This is a genomic window from Mesorhizobium sp. M0239 (assembly GCF_040321815.1).
Taxonomy (GTDB): Bacteria; Pseudomonadota; Alphaproteobacteria; order Rhizobiales; family Rhizobiaceae; genus Mesorhizobium.
Genome location: NZ_JAMYSG010000036.1, coordinates 19,983 through 33,935, shown reverse-complemented (window position 1 = coordinate 33,935; position 13,953 = coordinate 19,983). Strand labels below are relative to the sequence as shown.

At 64.8% G+C, this 13,953-nt stretch carries 15 protein-coding genes and 1 pseudogene; 6 read left to right on the top strand and 10 right to left on the bottom strand.

What is annotated here, in order from left to right; all coding sequences use genetic code 11:
- Positions 1 to 85: 85 nt before the first annotated feature.
- From NKI99_RS28900 to NKI99_RS28890, 3 genes are all read right to left on the bottom strand, one after another.
- Complete coding sequence (locus NKI99_RS28900) at positions 86 to 1,168, bottom strand: glycosyltransferase family 9 protein (protein WP_352612992.1); 1,083 nt, start codon at positions 1,166 to 1,168, stop codon at positions 86 to 88.
- Positions 1,169 to 1,422: 254 nt separating this feature from the next.
- Complete coding sequence (locus tag NKI99_RS28895) at positions 1,423 to 1,878, bottom strand: cyclic nucleotide-binding domain-containing protein (RefSeq protein WP_023811239.1); 456 nt, start codon at positions 1,876 to 1,878, stop codon at positions 1,423 to 1,425.
- Positions 1,879 to 1,998: 120 nt separating this feature from the next.
- Complete coding sequence (locus NKI99_RS28890; RefSeq protein WP_013528898.1) at positions 1,999 to 2,682, bottom strand: response regulator transcription factor; 684 nt, start codon at positions 2,680 to 2,682, stop codon at positions 1,999 to 2,001.
- A 144-nt stretch (positions 2,683 to 2,826) separates the two neighbouring features.
- Here NKI99_RS28890 and NKI99_RS28885 point away from each other — a divergent pair, with 144 nt between their 5' ends.
- Positions 2,827 to 3,363 (top strand): L,D-transpeptidase family protein, encoded by a 537-nt coding sequence (locus NKI99_RS28885; protein ID WP_206638052.1) that lies wholly within the window; start codon positions 2,827 to 2,829, stop codon positions 3,361 to 3,363.
- 72 nt (positions 3,364 to 3,435) lie between these two features.
- Here the strand turns inward: NKI99_RS28885 and NKI99_RS28880 are convergent, their stop codons facing one another.
- Positions 3,436 to 3,702 carry a hypothetical protein gene (locus tag NKI99_RS28880; RefSeq protein ID WP_023811237.1) on the bottom strand — a complete coding sequence of 89 codons (267 nt, stop codon included), beginning with the start codon at positions 3,700 to 3,702 and terminating at the stop codon, positions 3,436 to 3,438.
- A gap of 131 nt (positions 3,703 to 3,833) precedes the next feature.
- On the opposite strand from NKI99_RS28880, the pseudogene NKI99_RS28875 reads away from it, so the two are divergent.
- A pseudogene (locus NKI99_RS28875) lies at positions 3,834 to 4,762 on the top strand (LysR substrate-binding domain-containing protein).
- Positions 4,763 to 4,890: 128 nt separating this feature from the next.
- Here the strand turns inward: NKI99_RS28875 and NKI99_RS28870 are convergent.
- The 6 genes from NKI99_RS28870 to tsaD all read right to left on the bottom strand — a co-directional run bounded on the left by NKI99_RS28870 (position 4,891) and on the right by tsaD (position 8,985).
- Positions 4,891 to 5,307 carry a DUF1761 domain-containing protein gene (locus NKI99_RS28870; RefSeq protein ID WP_352612990.1) on the bottom strand — a complete coding sequence of 139 codons (417 nt, stop codon included), beginning with the start codon at positions 5,305 to 5,307 and terminating at the stop codon, positions 4,891 to 4,893.
- A gap of 50 nt (positions 5,308 to 5,357) precedes the next feature.
- Complete coding sequence (locus NKI99_RS28865) at positions 5,358 to 6,014, bottom strand: class I SAM-dependent methyltransferase (protein WP_352613020.1); 657 nt, start codon at positions 6,012 to 6,014, stop codon at positions 5,358 to 5,360.
- Positions 6,011 to 6,436, bottom strand: coding sequence for an EVE domain-containing protein (locus tag NKI99_RS28860; protein ID WP_352612988.1), 426 nt, complete (start codon positions 6,434 to 6,436; stop codon positions 6,011 to 6,013). Before NKI99_RS28860 ends, NKI99_RS28865 begins: the two co-directional genes overlap by 4 nt.
- Before the next feature lie 117 nt (positions 6,437 to 6,553).
- Positions 6,554 to 6,850 (bottom strand): YciI-like protein, encoded by a 297-nt coding sequence (locus tag NKI99_RS28855; RefSeq protein ID WP_127269714.1) that lies wholly within the window; start codon positions 6,848 to 6,850, stop codon positions 6,554 to 6,556.
- A gap of 33 nt (positions 6,851 to 6,883) precedes the next feature.
- Complete coding sequence (locus NKI99_RS28850; protein WP_352612986.1) at positions 6,884 to 7,903, bottom strand: NAD(P)H-dependent glycerol-3-phosphate dehydrogenase; 1,020 nt, start codon at positions 7,901 to 7,903, stop codon at positions 6,884 to 6,886.
- Positions 7,900 to 8,985, bottom strand: a complete 1,086-nt coding sequence (gene tsaD, locus NKI99_RS28845) for a tRNA (adenosine(37)-N6)-threonylcarbamoyltransferase complex transferase subunit TsaD (protein WP_352613018.1) — start codon at positions 8,983 to 8,985, stop codon at positions 7,900 to 7,902. The genes NKI99_RS28850 and tsaD overlap by 4 nt, the downstream gene beginning before the upstream one ends.
- A gap of 101 nt (positions 8,986 to 9,086) precedes the next feature.
- On the opposite strand from tsaD, the gene hemC reads away from it, so the two are divergent.
- From hemC to NKI99_RS28825, 4 genes are all read left to right on the top strand, one after another.
- Positions 9,087 to 10,013 (top strand): hydroxymethylbilane synthase, encoded by a 927-nt coding sequence (hemC, locus tag NKI99_RS28840; protein WP_352612984.1) that lies wholly within the window; start codon positions 9,087 to 9,089, stop codon positions 10,011 to 10,013.
- Between the two features lies 1 nt (position 10,014).
- A complete protein-coding gene (locus tag NKI99_RS28835; protein WP_352612983.1) occupies positions 10,015 to 10,731 on the top strand; it encodes a uroporphyrinogen-III synthase in 717 nt (238 codons plus the stop codon).
- Between the two features lie 110 nt (positions 10,732 to 10,841).
- A complete protein-coding gene (locus NKI99_RS28830; protein ID WP_352612981.1) occupies positions 10,842 to 12,338 on the top strand; it encodes a COG4223 family protein in 1,497 nt (498 codons plus the stop codon).
- Positions 12,339 to 12,348: 10 nt separating this feature from the next.
- Positions 12,349 to 13,950, top strand: coding sequence for a heme biosynthesis protein HemY (locus NKI99_RS28825; protein ID WP_352612980.1), 1,602 nt, complete (start codon positions 12,349 to 12,351; stop codon positions 13,948 to 13,950).
- Positions 13,951 to 13,953: the final 3 nt, after the last annotated feature.

Here is a 13,953-nt window from a genome sequence, read left to right as displayed (position 1 = left end):
TGGCGTCGATGTTCAGGTGAGGCTGGCCTGCAAATGGCCGACCTGAATCTCAACGCGCTTCGAAGCGCGCCAAATGAATTCAAGTTCAAACCGCGCGCTTCAAGTCTTCATGCATGTCGTTATCGCGAAATTGCTGGACTGACAGGCCTGCGAGATCCGGCAGATGGGGATGGTCGCGGCGGCGCGTCGCCAGCATCCGTTGCGCCGCTTCGACGATTGTCGACGCAGGCACATCGGCGACCAGGCCGGTCGGGCTTGCAAGACGGGATTCGATCACGTCCACGCAGTTCGAAAGCGGCCTCCAACGGGCCATGTTGGCGCCGCCACTGAGGATAACCATCGGCGTCATCACGGTTGCCATGAGATGTGCGGTACCGCCTTCGGCGCCGATGTAAAGATCGGCAAACTCGCCGAGCGCCAGCAAGATGTCACCGATATCGACACCCTCGATCGCGGCGGAATCGACAAGCCGCAGCTTCGGTACGCGCTGAGCCAGTTCAGCCATATCGGGACCATCGCCGGGAGTTTTCACATAGAGAAGGTCCGCCCCGTCGGCGATCAGGCTGTCGGCGATCGCGGCAACCTGATCCGCCGACATGCGCTTGCTGGCGCTGCCGTGCGCCGCGATAATGATCAACGGAGCATGCTTGCCGTCCGCAAGGCCCCTGGCCGCCGCTCGCGCGGCCGGGCCAGGCTCCAGCCGATGATCGAAAGGCAGCCGCTTGCCGGCAAGGCGTTCGATGAGGCGGTGGTAGCGCCAGGCATTGTGCCCGGGTCGTGCTTCAGGCCTTTGGCCCAGGCGCCAGGAAAGGGCGAAAGCCGGAAAGTTTGCCTCATAGGCGATGCCGCGGCCGAGCAGTGATGCCGAGGCTTGAAGCAGCCAACGCGCCGAGATGCGGAAATCGACCACGGCCAATCGCCCCTTGCCGTTGCGGTGACCGGCGATCAGGCGCGCCAGGGGCGTCCGCACATTGATCGCATCGACCAAATGGCCGGCATGGCGATTGAGGCTATGTTCAAGGGACGACGACCGGGTGGTTCCGTAGACGATGAAACTATCGGGGAATGCCGTTCTGGCGGCGCGCAAAGCCGGAATCCGGATTAATCCGTCGCCGAACGCGTCATTGCGGGAATACAAGGTAATCGTCTCGTACCGCCCTGATGGCATGGCTCGCTCCCCCCAGGAGCCTGGTGGTGATGGCGCCTGCTGTGCCGGCCGCCTTCGAGGTGCTTTAGGATTTCACCTCATGCCTGTCAACGGACCCTTGCCCCTGGATCCGGGCGTCCGGATGAACGAACCTTGGCGATTCCCGCTCCGGCCGCAGTGCGCCACGATCAGGTCATCGCGGCCAATGTCGTTGAAAAGCGCTGCCGCGCTTCCGCCTTTGGCCGCGACACAACAGCTTCGCAGGCGGGCAGCCTTCAGCCAGAGAAGCGCGGCGCCAGTTCCTCGATGCGGCGGATCATCGCCTGAAATTCCTCCGAGATGCGCTGGTGGAGCTTGACCGCGATCTCGGGATATTCCTCCAGGATGCGGCGGAACATCTTGCGGCTGAGCCGCATCACTTCGGAATCGATCTCGGCCGAGGCGCTGGTCAACCGGTTGGTGTCGGCGATCAACGCCAGTTCGCTCAGGATTGTGCCGGGGCCTGCCGTGCCAATTGGGATGCGTTCACCACCCTGCTCCCGGTAGAGCACGATGCGCCCACTGACGACGATATAGGCGGAATCGGCCTCATCGTCCTCGCGATAAAGCTTGTGGTTGGCAATCAGCCTGGTGTTCTCGGCGCCAAAGGCGAGCAGGCGCAATTGTTCCTGCGTGAAGCCCTCGAAGAGCCTCACGGCGGACAGGACGCGGATGTCGTCATCCAGCGCCATCTAGCTATGTCCCCGAACCGACAGTCCGACTCCTCCTCTGCGAGTTCGATCCAAACCACCCTCCAACTGGATCGTACCCGAAAGCGGCCCCGCCCGACCGCTCATTGGATAATGAAATGTTTAAGGAACCAGCTTGTAGCCGCCGCTTTCTGTCACAAGAATTTCCGCATTGGAAGGATCGCGCTCGATCTTCTGGCGCAGCCGGTAGACATGGGTTTCCAGCGTGTGCGTGGTGACACCGGAATTGTAGCCCCACACCTCCTCGAGCAGCACGTCGCGCGTCACCACCTTCTGGTCGGCGCGATAAAGATATTTGATAATCGAGGCTTCCTTCTCCGTCAGCCGCACCTTGCCGCCGCGCGGGTCAAGCAGCAGTTTCTGGCTGGGCTTGAAAGTATAGGGCCCGACCGAGAAGGTGGCGTCCTCGCTCTGCTCATGCTGGCGCAGCTGCGCCCGAATGCGCGCCAGCAGCACGGCAAAGCGGAACGGCTTCGTCACATAGTCGTTGGCGCCGGCCTCGAGACCAAGAATCGTATCCGAATCGGTGTCGTGACCGGTCAGCATGATGATGGGCGCCTTGTAACCGCCCTTGCGCAGGATCTTCACCGCTTCGCGGCCATCCATGTCGGGCAGCCCGACGTCCATGATGAGCAGATCAATGAGGCCGCCGCGCGCTGCGGCGACACCTTTTGCCGCAGTCGATTCCTGCAGCACGTCGAATTCCTCATAAAGGGACAATTGCTCGACCAGTGTGCCGCGCAGGTCATCATCATCGTCGACGATCAGTATGGTGCGTGAAGTCATGGATCAATCCGTTGTTTTGAAAAGAAAATTCAGTTGACCGCTGCCTGTTTATGCGGAAGCTGACCGGCGCAACAGCCGTTCACAGTGATTTGTTCCGTGGCACGATCATACAAGAAAAAACACGATCGCAATGCAGCCGGCGCAATTTTGCGAAAAGGGCTGCGTGTGCTGACCGTGCGGGCCAGGCCTGGGCATTCAAGCCAGGGCCTGCTGCAGGCCGGGAAAACGGTGTTTGCCTGTGCGTTGGGGCGCGGTGGCATCTCGGCCGGCAAGCGCGAAGGCGATGGCGCCACGCCGCTGGCCGCGATGCGGATACTGTCGGGGTATTTCCGGGGAGATCAGTTCTCCAGCGGCCGCAGGACCCGTCTGGCGATGACGCCGATCGGGCCCGATCTGGGCTGGTGCGAAGTGCCTGACGACCGCAACTACAACAGGCCCGTCAAGATACCCTATGGCGCCAGCCACGAACGCATGCGGCGCGACGACCGGCTCTACGACGCCTGTCTTGTGCTCGACTGGAACCTGTCGCCGCGCCGGCGCGGGCGCGGCAGCGCCATCTTCTTCCATCTGGCGCGCCCCGGCTTCACGCCGACGCAAGGCTGTGTGGCTGTCACGGCTCGTACGATGGCGCGACTGCTGCCACTGCTGTCGGATCGGACGGTGGTGAGGGTGGTAAGATAGTAGGGGAGTAGGGGAGTAGGGGAGTAGGGACAGTCCCGGCGCAGCCTTAATTTTTCCTATTCCCCTATTCCCCTATTCCCCTATTCCCCTACGACCAGGTTTCTGCCAACCGATGTCGAGCAGGCCCAGCCGGCCAAGTTCTCTGTCCATTGCGCGAGCGACGTCACGGCGCTCGCCGCCGATATCGCGCAGTTGGCGATCGGAGAGATCCTCGACGTCCTGGTAGGCAATGTCGCGGCGGGCGAGGCGTATCGCGACCCGGGCGTGGCGCAGCCAGTCGAGGGTTTCGGCCAGCCAGGCCGGGCGGGGTGTCGATGAATTCAAAACGATGATGGACATGGTTATGATCCGTTGTCTCCGGATATCAAATCCGGCTTGATGATGTGTCGATGATGGGATCATGCCAGATTGAAATCCCTGCGAGAAACGAGTAGTTTTCTCTGGATCATCAAGTTTTATTTGAGGATAGGATGGCTCGTCTTCTGCCCGGGACTCGTGCCTTGAGGACGCTGGAAGCAGCGGCCCGGCACCTCAATTTCACCCGCGCCGCCGACGAGCTCGGCCTGACACCGGCCGCCGTCAGCCATCAGATCAAGGAAATCGAGGATCAACTCGGGCTGGTGCTGTTCACACGCACCAGCCGCACCATCCGGCTCACCGAGGCGGGGACGGTGCTGTTCGACGCCTCGGCCGACGCGCTCGACCTGCTTGGCCGGGCCGTTTCGCGGGCGCAGAAGCTGGCGCGCGGCACCGCCCTTTTGAAGGTAACGCTCGACGCGCAGTTCGCGTCAAAATGGCTGATGCGACGCGTCGACGATTTTCGCAAGCATCACCCAGATATCGAATTGCGATTCGACATTGCCTATGAAGTGCGGGATTTCGAACTCGATGACATCGATGTCGGCATCCGTTTTGGCGCCGTCCGGGTCTTCGCACCCACCGGCTGTTCGACAACATCCTCATTCCGGTGTGCAGCCCGAGCCTTTTGACGTCCGGTCCGCCGCTGCGTGAGCCGCGCGACCTCTTCAATCACACGCTTGCGCATATCGAATGGTCGCGGCAAGGCGTGACATGGCCCAACTGGCGGATGTGGATGGCGGCGGCCGGCATCAATGATTTCGACGACAGCCGGACCGTCGTCTTCGGAAACTCCACGGATGCCGTCCAGGCAGCGCTCGACGGCAATGCCGTTGCGCTCGCCGATTTCGCCATGGTGGCGAACGACCTTTCCCTGGGCAGGCTGGTGCAGCCTTTCGAACTCGGCCTGCGGGTGGCGCCCGAGTTCGCCTACTTCCTGGTCTATCCCGAAAATACCGGCGACGATCCGCGCATCGTCGCCTTTCGCGAATGGATGCTCGAGGAAGTCGCCAAGACGCGGACCACGGACAAAGGGCAGTAGGGCAGTAGGGCAGTAGGGCAGTAGGGCAGTAGGGCAGTAGGGCAGTAGGGCAGTAGGGCAGTAGGGATTGCAGTCGGTGCCGTTTGCCCCTATTCCCCTACTGCCTTACTGCCCTACTCCCTTCTTGATCAGGTTGCCGCCGCGCCGAACCAGCCGATCACGGCGCCGATGATCAGCAGCACGCCGAGCCAGTGGCCGCCGTCGATGAGGGTCAGGTCCCAGCCGAAATTCTCGTAGCGATGGTTGACCGAGAGCGTCGTGGCGACGAAACCCAGCCAGAGCACGAAGCCGAAGACCAGGCCGGCAATCCATGTCGGCTCGCCGCCGGTCATCGCGCCGACGACCAGCGCCAATATGTACGCCATGACCAGTTCGGCGATGAAGCTGATGACGAAGGGCAGCGGCGATTTCTTCATCGTCGCCGGATCGAGCTTGGCGGCTTTCAGCCACGGCTTGCTCAGGCCCATGTACCAAGCGGCGCCGAACAGCCACGCGGCGATCGCGGCAGCGACTACCGCCAGCCAGTTCACTGCTGAAAAATCCATGAGCTCCCCCTCTGATTTGTATGTGATGGAACGCCTGTTCGGCGATCGCGTCAAGCGAACCGCCAGACCGTCGTGCGCTTGACCAGCGCATCCTCCAGCGCCCGCGTGACGGCCACCTCATAGACCGCAAGCGGCTCCAGCCCTGCCTTCGGCAGATACGACCGTCCGGGATCGCCGACGAGGATCTCGGCGCCGCGGGCCTTCAGCGTTGCGAACCATGGCATCAGCCGGTCCGCGAAAGATTTGTCGTAGAAAACATCACCGGCCAGGACCACGTCCCAACCTGCATCGGTGCCGATGCAATCCGTGCCGAGGAATTCGGTCCCGACACCGTTGATCTCGCTGTTGAGCCGGATCGCGGTGGCACAGAACGGATCGATGTCGGTTGCGATCACCTTGGCGGCACCTGCCTTGGCGGCAGCGATGGCGACGAGGCCGGAGCCGGAAGCGAAGTCGAGCACGCGCTTGCCCCGCACCGTGCCGGGATTGTCCAGGACATAGCGGGCAAGGCCCTGGCCGCCGGCCCAGGCAAAGGCCCAGAAAGGCGGTGGCAGGCCGATCTCGACCAGCTCATCCTCGGTCCGCTGCCACAAATCATGCGCTTCGTCGGCAAGATGAAGCAGGATCTCCGGCACGTGCGGCGGCGCCATCAGCGCCGTGTTGTCGAGAATGAATTGCCTCGCGCTGTTGGGCGTCAGCGCCGTCACGGAGCCGGCGTCAAGCCGCCCATGCGGCAGACTTCCTTCCACTCGGCCGGCGTCACCGGCTGAACGGAAAGCCGGCCGAGCCGCACCAGCGCCATGTCGGCAAGCTTCGGATTGGCCTTGACCTGTTCCAGCGTCGGCGGGTTCGGCACATCCCTTACGGCGCGGATGTCGACGCATTCCCAGCGCGGATCGTCCGAGGTGGTGTCGGGATGGGCAAGCGCGCAGACTTCAGCGATGCCGACGACGTTCAGCCCCTCGTTGGAATGGTAGAAGAAGCCGAGATCACCGATCTGCATCGCCTTCATGTTGTTGCGCGCGGCGTAGTTGCGCACGCCGTCCCATTGCGTGCCGGCCTTGCCCTTGGCCTTCAGCATCACGAAGGAGAACTTGAATGGCTCGGATTTGAACAGCCAGTAGTTCATGTCTTTCTCCTCCTGGACTCTTTGTTTTGACGCAATTCCCAAGGGAAAGCGCTATGCGCTTTTCCCGGGAAAACCGTTTCACACTTTTCCTGGAATTACTCTAGCGGGCGACCGGGATTAACTAGCCGCCGGCTTGTTGAACGTCCAGTTCCACGGGCGGATTTCGACGCTTTCGAACAGCCCGGCCTTGGCGTAGGGGTCGGCGGCCGAGAGAGCCTGGGCGCCAGCCAGGTCGGACGCTTCGACGACCACGAGGCTGCCATTGGGCTTGCCCTCGGCATCAAGGAACGGACCGGCGAAGGCCAGCTTCTTGTCGCCGTTCAACCCCTCGAGAAAGGCAATATGCTCAGGCCGCGTGTCGAGGCGCACCTGCAGGCTTCCGGGCTTGTCCTTGCAAATCACAGCAAACAGCATCTTTTTTCTCCTGATCGTTCAAAGTCGTGGGGATCAATCGTTGGTTTCGGTCTTCAGCGGCCGGGTCATCAAGGCCGTCACAGCCTGCCGGACGGTGATGGCACCGTCCAGTATGGCGGCGACGGCGGCAATGATCGGCGCGTCGATGTTGCGCTCGGTGGCGATGCGGGCAGCGATCGCCGCCGTCGGCACGCCTTCGGCCAGCGGCAATCCGGCAAGCGGCTTGCCTTGCCCGAGCGCCAAACCATAGGCGAAATTGCGCGACTGGGTGGACGAGCAGGTCAGCAGCAGGTCGCCAAGGCCGGAAAGCCCCATCAGCGTCTCGGGCCTGGCGCCGAAGGCAGCGCCGATGCGGCGCAGTTCGACAAAGCCGCGCGTCACCATGGCGGCCTGGGCGCTGGCGCCGAGACCCGCGCCAGCGACAGCACCTGCGGCAATGGCGAAAACGTTCTTCAAGGCGCCGCCGATCTCGACCCCGATCAGGTCGTCGTTCGAATAGCAGCGCAGGTTTTCGGCGGAAAAGCGGGCGGCGAGATCGGCGGCCAATGCCTCGTCGCGGGCAGCGACCACAACGGCCGTCGGCAGGCCGCGGGCGACGTCGGTGGCGAAGCTCGGACCCGACAGAGCGGCAACCGGATTTAGCGGCAGGATTTCTTCGACGATCGCCGACAGCAAGGCGCCGGTCTCGCTTTCGATGCCCTTGGCACACAGAACCAGCGGGACACCGGCCGGCATATGGTCCTTCGCTGCCGCCAGCGTAGTCCGCAGCGACTGGGCCGGCGTCACCGCCAGCACGCAGTCGGCACCGTCGAGCGCGGCCCGGATGTTGCTCGTCGCCACGATGCCTGGCTGGAGCGCAATGCCAGGCAGATAGCGTGGATTTTCGCCGCGGTCGATCGCGGCGACGGTCTCCGGGTCGCGCGCGTAAAGGCGGACGAAATGGCCGGCGCGCAGCATGGCCAAGGCCAAGGCAGTGCCCCAGGCCCCGCCGCCGAGCACGGCAACGCGCCAGCCGGTTGGCGCGGTGTCGTTGCCGCTTGCCCGCTCGTTCATGCCTTGGCTCCGCGCCGGCCGGAGCCGACCATCGGCGCCGAGATGCTGTCCAGCGGCCAGCGCGAGCGCGGCACGAAATCGAAGCCGTTCTCCTGCGCCATGCCGGCGCGCAGCCGCTCGATGCCGGCCCAGGCGATCATCGCCGCATTGTCGGTGCAAAGCTTCAGCGGTGGCGCAATGAAGGTGAAGCCGGTCTCGGCACAGAGCCGCTCCAGCATGATCTTGATCGCGCGGTTGGCGGCGACACCACCGGCAACGACGAGGGCCGGGTTTTTCGTGCCGGGAAATGTCTGGCGAAAGCGCGTCAGCGCGCGAGAAACGCGGTCGGCCAGAGCATCGGCTACCGCTGCCTGGAACGAAGCGCAGATGTCGGCGACGTCCTGGTCGCTCAGCGGCGCAATGGCGCTCGCCGCTTGGCGCACGGCGGTCTTGAGGCCGGAGAAGGAGAAGTCGGGCTGGGCCGAGCCCTTCATCGGACGCGGAAAGGCAAAGCGCGAGGCATTGCCGGCCTGTGCCGCCTTTTCGACATTCGGTCCGCCGGGATAGGGCAGGCCGAGCATCTTGGCCGTCTTGTCGAAGGCTTCGCCGAGCGCGTCGTCGATGGTCGTTGCCCAGCGCTGGTAGTCGCCGACGCCGCGCACGGCGACGATTTGCGTATGGCCGCCGGAGACCAGCAGCAAGAGATAGGGAAAGTCGAGCCCGTCGGTCAGCCTTGCGGTCAGCGCATGGCCTTCGAGGTGGTTGATGGCGATCAGCGGCTTGTTCGCCGCCGCGGCGATTGCCTTGGCGGTCATCAGCCCGACGATCAGCCCGCCGACCAGGCCGGGACCGGCTGTGGCGGCAATCGCGTCGATATCGGCGAGCGCCGTGCCCGAATCGGCAAGCGCCGCCTCGATGATGCCGTCCAGCGCCTCGACATGGGCACGCGCGGCGATTTCCGGCACGACGCCGCCGAACGCGGCATGTTCCTCGATCTGGCTGAGCACGATGTTGGACAGGATTTTCGGCGCGGCGTCGCCGTCGATGGCCACCACGCTGGCGGCGGTCTCGTCACAACTCGTCTCTATGCCCAGCACGCGGATCAATTCGTCGCTGTCCCTAAAGATTGTATCATGGGGCTTTCCCCGTTAGGAGAACCCCGGAAAAGCCTCGCTTGCCGGGGGGTTATCACGGACTGCGCGCCATGCAAACAATCTTGAGAATCGGAACACGCGGCAGCCCGCTGGCGCTGGCACAGGCGCATGAAGCACAGGCGCGGCTGATGGCCGCGCATGGCATGCCGGCGGAGGCGTTCGAGGTGGTCGTCATCTCGACCAGCGGCGACCGCATCCAGGACCGGCCGCTGTCGGAAGCCGGCGGCAAGGGCCTGTTCACCAAGGAGATCGAGGAGGCGCTGCTGGCGGGCCGGATCGATATCGCCGTGCATTCGTCGAAGGACATGCCGACGCAACTGCCCGACGGTCTCGAACTCTCGGCCTTCCTGCCGCGCCAGGATGCACGCGACGCCTTTGTCGGCAAGGCGGCGAAGACGATCGCCGAACTGCCGCGCGGGGCGAAAGTCGGGTCGTCGTCGCTGCGGCGGCAAGCGCTGATCCGCCGGATGCGGCCGGATCTCGACGTGGTGATGTTCCGCGGCAATGTGCAGACGCGGCTGCGCAAGCTCGAAGAAGGCGTCGCCGCGGGCACGATCCTGGCCTATGCCGGGCTGAAGCGGCTTGGGCTCGAGCATGTCGTCACCGACCTGATACCGCTCGATGTCTTCCCGCCGGCGCCGGGGCAAGGCGCGATCGGCATCGAAACCCGTATCGGCGACCGCGATGTCGAAAAGATGCTGGCAGCCGTCCATGATGTGCCGACCGGCCAGGCGCTGGCCTGCGAGCGTGCCTTCCTGGCGGCGCTGGATGGCTCCTGCCGCACGCCGATCGCCGGCTATGCAGCGATCGAGGCCGAAAAACTGTCTTTTGCCGGGCTGATCATCTCGCCCGACGGGACGCAATCGTACACGGTCGAGCTGCAGGGACCGGCGCAAGACGCCGCCAGCATCGGCGGTGAAGCAGCCCGGAGCGTGCGTGCCAAGGCCGGCGAAAAGTTCTTCGACGGCTGGCTCTGAAATGCTTCGCGTCCTGGTCACCAGGCCGGAACCGGGTGCATCGCGCACTGCGCGTCGGCTTGAGGAGACGGGCTTTCAGCCGGTTCTTTTGCCCCTGACCGAAACAAAGGCGTTGCCTGTCGCCGCCGGACTGATCCCGGACGATGCCGTCGCGGTGGCCGTCACCAGCGCCAATGCCGTGCGCCATGCGCCGGAAGAAATCATCGCGACGCTCGCCGCCTTACCTTGCCATGCGGTCGGCAAAAGGACGGCGCAAGCGGCGCGTCGAGCGGGGTTTTCGTCGGTCAGTGAAGGCCCGGGCGATGCGGAGGCGTTGGCCGACAGTCTCGCCGCCGATTTTTCTGGAAAGACGATTGTCTATCTCTGCGGGCGCGTGCGTTTTCCGGCGTTCGAACAGAGGCTCGTGACGGCGGGCGTTCGGGTCCACGCCGTCGAGACGTATGACACGCTGACAATGGGCTATCCGGACGAAGTCATCCTCGAACGCCTGTCCGGGCAACCTGCCGACGCGGTGTTGCTTTATTCAGCCAAGGCGGCGGCGGCGATGCAAATCCTGGCAAGACGGCCCGCTCTGCGCGGTCTCTTCGAAAAAACATGGGTTTTTGCGCTTTCCACTCGCATCGCCGCAGCCTTCGACGATGCCGCCAGTGAAAGGATCCGCATCGCGGCACAGCGTGACGAGGACGCACTGCTGGCGCTTTTGCAGGCGCCGCGCTGAGCCGCGTCATCACACCGCCCCTTTTCACCGCTTGGTGATGTGCTAGACCCTTTCTGAACCATCATGCGCCGCCAGGCGTTGAGACGAAGCGAATTGTGCGGAGCCCAGGCATGGTCAAGACGCCGAAGATGCGACACTCGAAAAGCCGCCGCGAGCCGGTGACCATCGATCTCGAGCCGGGCGCCGTCTCACGCATCGCCGACGAGGATGCCGCCAGGCAGGGGGCCCAGACAGACGAGGCGAAGGCCGAGGAAGCAGCGAATGCTTCGCAGCCCGAGGTTCCCGAAGAGCCGATTCATGCCGACCAGACCGATCTCGAGCCCTGGGAGCATACCGACGCCCGGGCCGAACCGGAGCAGCCGCCGGCAGCGGCGACAAAGCCCGCTAGCGAGGCCGAGATCCCTTATCCCGGATCGTCCGACGAGCCCGGATCGTCCGATGCGCCGGCCGGCAAGACCAAAGCCTATGACTACAGTTTCGAGGACGCATCGGCGAAGCGCACGCAGACTGACGGCAACAAGGCAAAACCCGAGACACGGGGCGAGAAAATGGCGCCACCACCTGAAAAGCGTGGCGGCCTCAACGGCGTCGCCGCCGGCATCATCGGCGGCGTCATCGCGCTGGTCGGCGCCGGCGGGCTGCAATTTGCCGGCCTGCTCGGCGCGCCGGGTTCCGGTGCCGGCGTCTCGCTCGATGGCGTCAATGGCGACATCGCCTCGCTGAAGACCGAAATCGCCGGTTTGAAGGACGCCGGCGGCAACGGCGATGGAGCGGCCAAGATGGTCGGCCTGTCCTCGGGCCTTGAACAGGTCAAGGCCGATGTGGCGGCGCTGAAATCGGCTGTCGAGAAAGGTGGAGCAGGCGACGCAGCCGGGGTCGCCGCACTGGGCGACAAGGTCGCGCAGATCGAGACGGCGGTCGCCGCCCTCGGCAAGGCCGGCAGCTCGGCGCCGGTCGATCTCGGTCCGCTCAACGAGAAACTGGCAGGCCTCGACGCGCTGGTGAAGTCGGCCGGCGAGGCTACGACGGCGCAGGAGGGCCGGCTGACGGCGCTGGAGCAGTCTGTGTCGCAGCTGTCCGGCAAGGTCGAAGCGGCGGCGGGACAGCCGAAGATCGCGCTTGCCATCGCGGCGTCGGCCTTGAAGGCGGCGCTTGAGCGTGGCGGGCCGTTTTCGGCCGAACTCGAAACCCTCGCTGCGATTTCGCCCGATGCGCCGCAGCTTGCGGCACTGCGCGCCTATGCTGAAAAGGGCGTTCCGACCCGCGCCGAGATCGCGTCGCAGGCTGATGCCGCCGCCAATGCCATGGTCACAGCCGCGACGCCTGTCGATGAGAATGCCGGCTTCGTTCAGAGCCTTCTGTCGAGCGCCGAATCGCTGGTCAAGGTCAGGCCGATCGGTGCCGTCGAAGGCGCCGGCGCACCGGAAACCGTCGCGCGCATGGAGGCGGCGGTCAACCAGGGCGATTACGCCAAGGCACTCAGCGAGTATGAAACGCTGCCCGAGGCCGCCAAGGCCGCTGGCGCGGACTTTGCCGGCAAGCTGAAGGCACGCATCGAGGTCGAAACCCAGGTCGATGCGCTGATCTCGGGCGCGATGAAGGCATGAGGGCAACACAATGATCCGCCTGCTCGCCTTCCTCATCGTCGTTTTCGCGCTCGGGCTGGGCTTTGCCTGGCTGGCCGACCGGCCGGGCGACATGGTCGTCACTTTCAACGGCTATCAATACCAGGTCAGCCTGATGGTGGCGGCGGTGGCCGTCGTTGCCGTGGTCGCCGCGGTGATGATCCTGTGGTGGCTGCTTAAGTCGCTGTGGAACAGCCCCTACACCATCTCGCGCTATTTCCGTGTCCGCCGCCGCGACCGTGGCTACCAGGCGCTGTCGACCGGCATGATTGCCGCCGGCGCCGGTGATGGCGCGCTGGCCCGCAAGAAGACCAAGGAAGCCGCCAAGCTGATCCGTTCCGACCAGGAGCCGCTGATCCACCTGCTGGAAGCGCAGGCGTCGCTGCTCGAAGGCGATCATGAAGGCGCGCGGCAGAAATTCGAAAGCATGCTCGACGATCCGGAAATGCGGCTGCTGGGCTTGCGCGGGCTTTATCTGGAAGCCGAACGGCTCGGCGACCGCAACGCCGCCAGGCATTATGCCGGCCGTGCCGCGGTGATGGCGCCGCAGCTGGCCTGGGCGGCGGAATCGACGCTGGAAGAGCTGACCGCGCGCGGCGACTGGGACGGCGCCCTGAAACTGGTCGACGCGCAGAAATCGACACGGCAGATCGAACGCGATGCCGCCAACCGCCGCCGCGCCGTGCTGCTGACCGCCAAGGCACAGGCGCTTGCCGACAGCGATCCCGCTGCCGCCAGGACGGCGGCGATCGAGGCCAACAAGCTCAGGCCCGATTTCGCGCCCGCCGCCGTTGCCGCCGCGGCCGCATTGTTCAAGCAGAACGACGTGCGCAAGGGCTCGAAAATCCTCGAGGCGGCGTGGAAGGCGGAGCCGCATCCGGAAGTCGCCGAGCTCTATACCCATGCAAGGCCGGGCGACGCCGTGCTCGACCGCCTCAACCGGGCGAAGAAGCTGCAGGAAATGAAGAAGAACCACGCCGAATCGTCGATGACGGTGGCGCGCGCCGCGCTCGACGCACAGGATTTCTCGACCGCCCGCCGCGAGGCCGAGGCGGCGATCCGGATGGACCGCCGCGAGGGCGCCTACCTGCTGCTCGCAGACATCGAGGAGGCCGAGACCGGCGATCAAGGCAAGGTGCGGCAGCTGCTGTCCAGGGCGGTGCGGGCGCCGCGCGATCCGGCCTGGGTCGCCGACGGCGTGGTGTCGGAACGCTGGGCGCCAGTATCGCCGATCACCGGCCGGCTCGACGCCTTCGAGTGGCGCGCGCCGATGGAGCGTCTTGGCCAGTTGATCGACAGCCATGATGACGTGCCCGCCAGCGCGGCGCCGGTCATCGAAGCATTGGCAAAGCCGACGAGCGAAAAAAGGCCGGTCGAGGTGATCGATGATGCCGGTCCTGACACGTTTGCGGGCAAGGATGCCGAGCGCCACGAGGATCATGTCAGGCCGATCACGGCAGCGGCCTTCGCCGCGGTGCCGAGTGATGCGGAGGGCGTCGAGCCGGCCGAGGAGCTTGCGCGGCTGCCGGACGATCCCGGCGTCGATCCGGACGAGGAAGCGGAGAAATCGCCGCGCCGGTTTCGGTTGTTTTGAGTT

Excerpts from the sequence above, each read along its gene's own strand:
- NKI99_RS28900 (WP_352612992.1), bottom strand. The coding sequence starts at position 1,168 with ATGCCATCAGGGCGGTACGAGACGATTACCTTGTATTCCCGCAATGAC.
- NKI99_RS28895 (WP_023811239.1), bottom strand. The coding sequence starts at position 1,878 with ATGGCGCTGGATGACGACATCCGCGTCCTGTCCGCCGTGAGGCTCTTC.
- NKI99_RS28890 (WP_013528898.1), bottom strand. The coding sequence starts at position 2,682 with ATGACTTCACGCACCATACTGATCGTCGACGATGATGATGACCTGCGC.
- NKI99_RS28880 (WP_023811237.1), bottom strand. The coding sequence starts at position 3,702 with ATGTCCATCATCGTTTTGAATTCATCGACACCCCGCCCGGCCTGGCTG.
- NKI99_RS28870 (WP_352612990.1), bottom strand. The coding sequence starts at position 5,307 with ATGGATTTTTCAGCAGTGAACTGGCTGGCGGTAGTCGCTGCCGCGATC.
- NKI99_RS28860 (WP_352612988.1), bottom strand. The coding sequence starts at position 6,436 with ATGAACTACTGGCTGTTCAAATCCGAGCCATTCAAGTTCTCCTTCGTG.
- NKI99_RS28855 (WP_127269714.1), bottom strand. The coding sequence starts at position 6,850 with ATGCTGTTTGCTGTGATTTGCAAGGACAAGCCCGGAAGCCTGCAGGTG.
- NKI99_RS28850 (WP_352612986.1), bottom strand. The coding sequence starts at position 7,903 with ATGAACGAGCGGGCAAGCGGCAACGACACCGCGCCAACCGGCTGGCGC.
- hemC (WP_352612984.1), top strand. The coding sequence starts at position 9,087 with ATGCAAACAATCTTGAGAATCGGAACACGCGGCAGCCCGCTGGCGCTG.
- NKI99_RS28835 (WP_352612983.1), top strand. The coding sequence starts at position 10,015 with ATGCTTCGCGTCCTGGTCACCAGGCCGGAACCGGGTGCATCGCGCACT.
- NKI99_RS28830 (WP_352612981.1), top strand. The coding sequence starts at position 10,842 with ATGGTCAAGACGCCGAAGATGCGACACTCGAAAAGCCGCCGCGAGCCG.
- NKI99_RS28825 (WP_352612980.1), top strand. The coding sequence starts at position 12,349 with ATGATCCGCCTGCTCGCCTTCCTCATCGTCGTTTTCGCGCTCGGGCTG.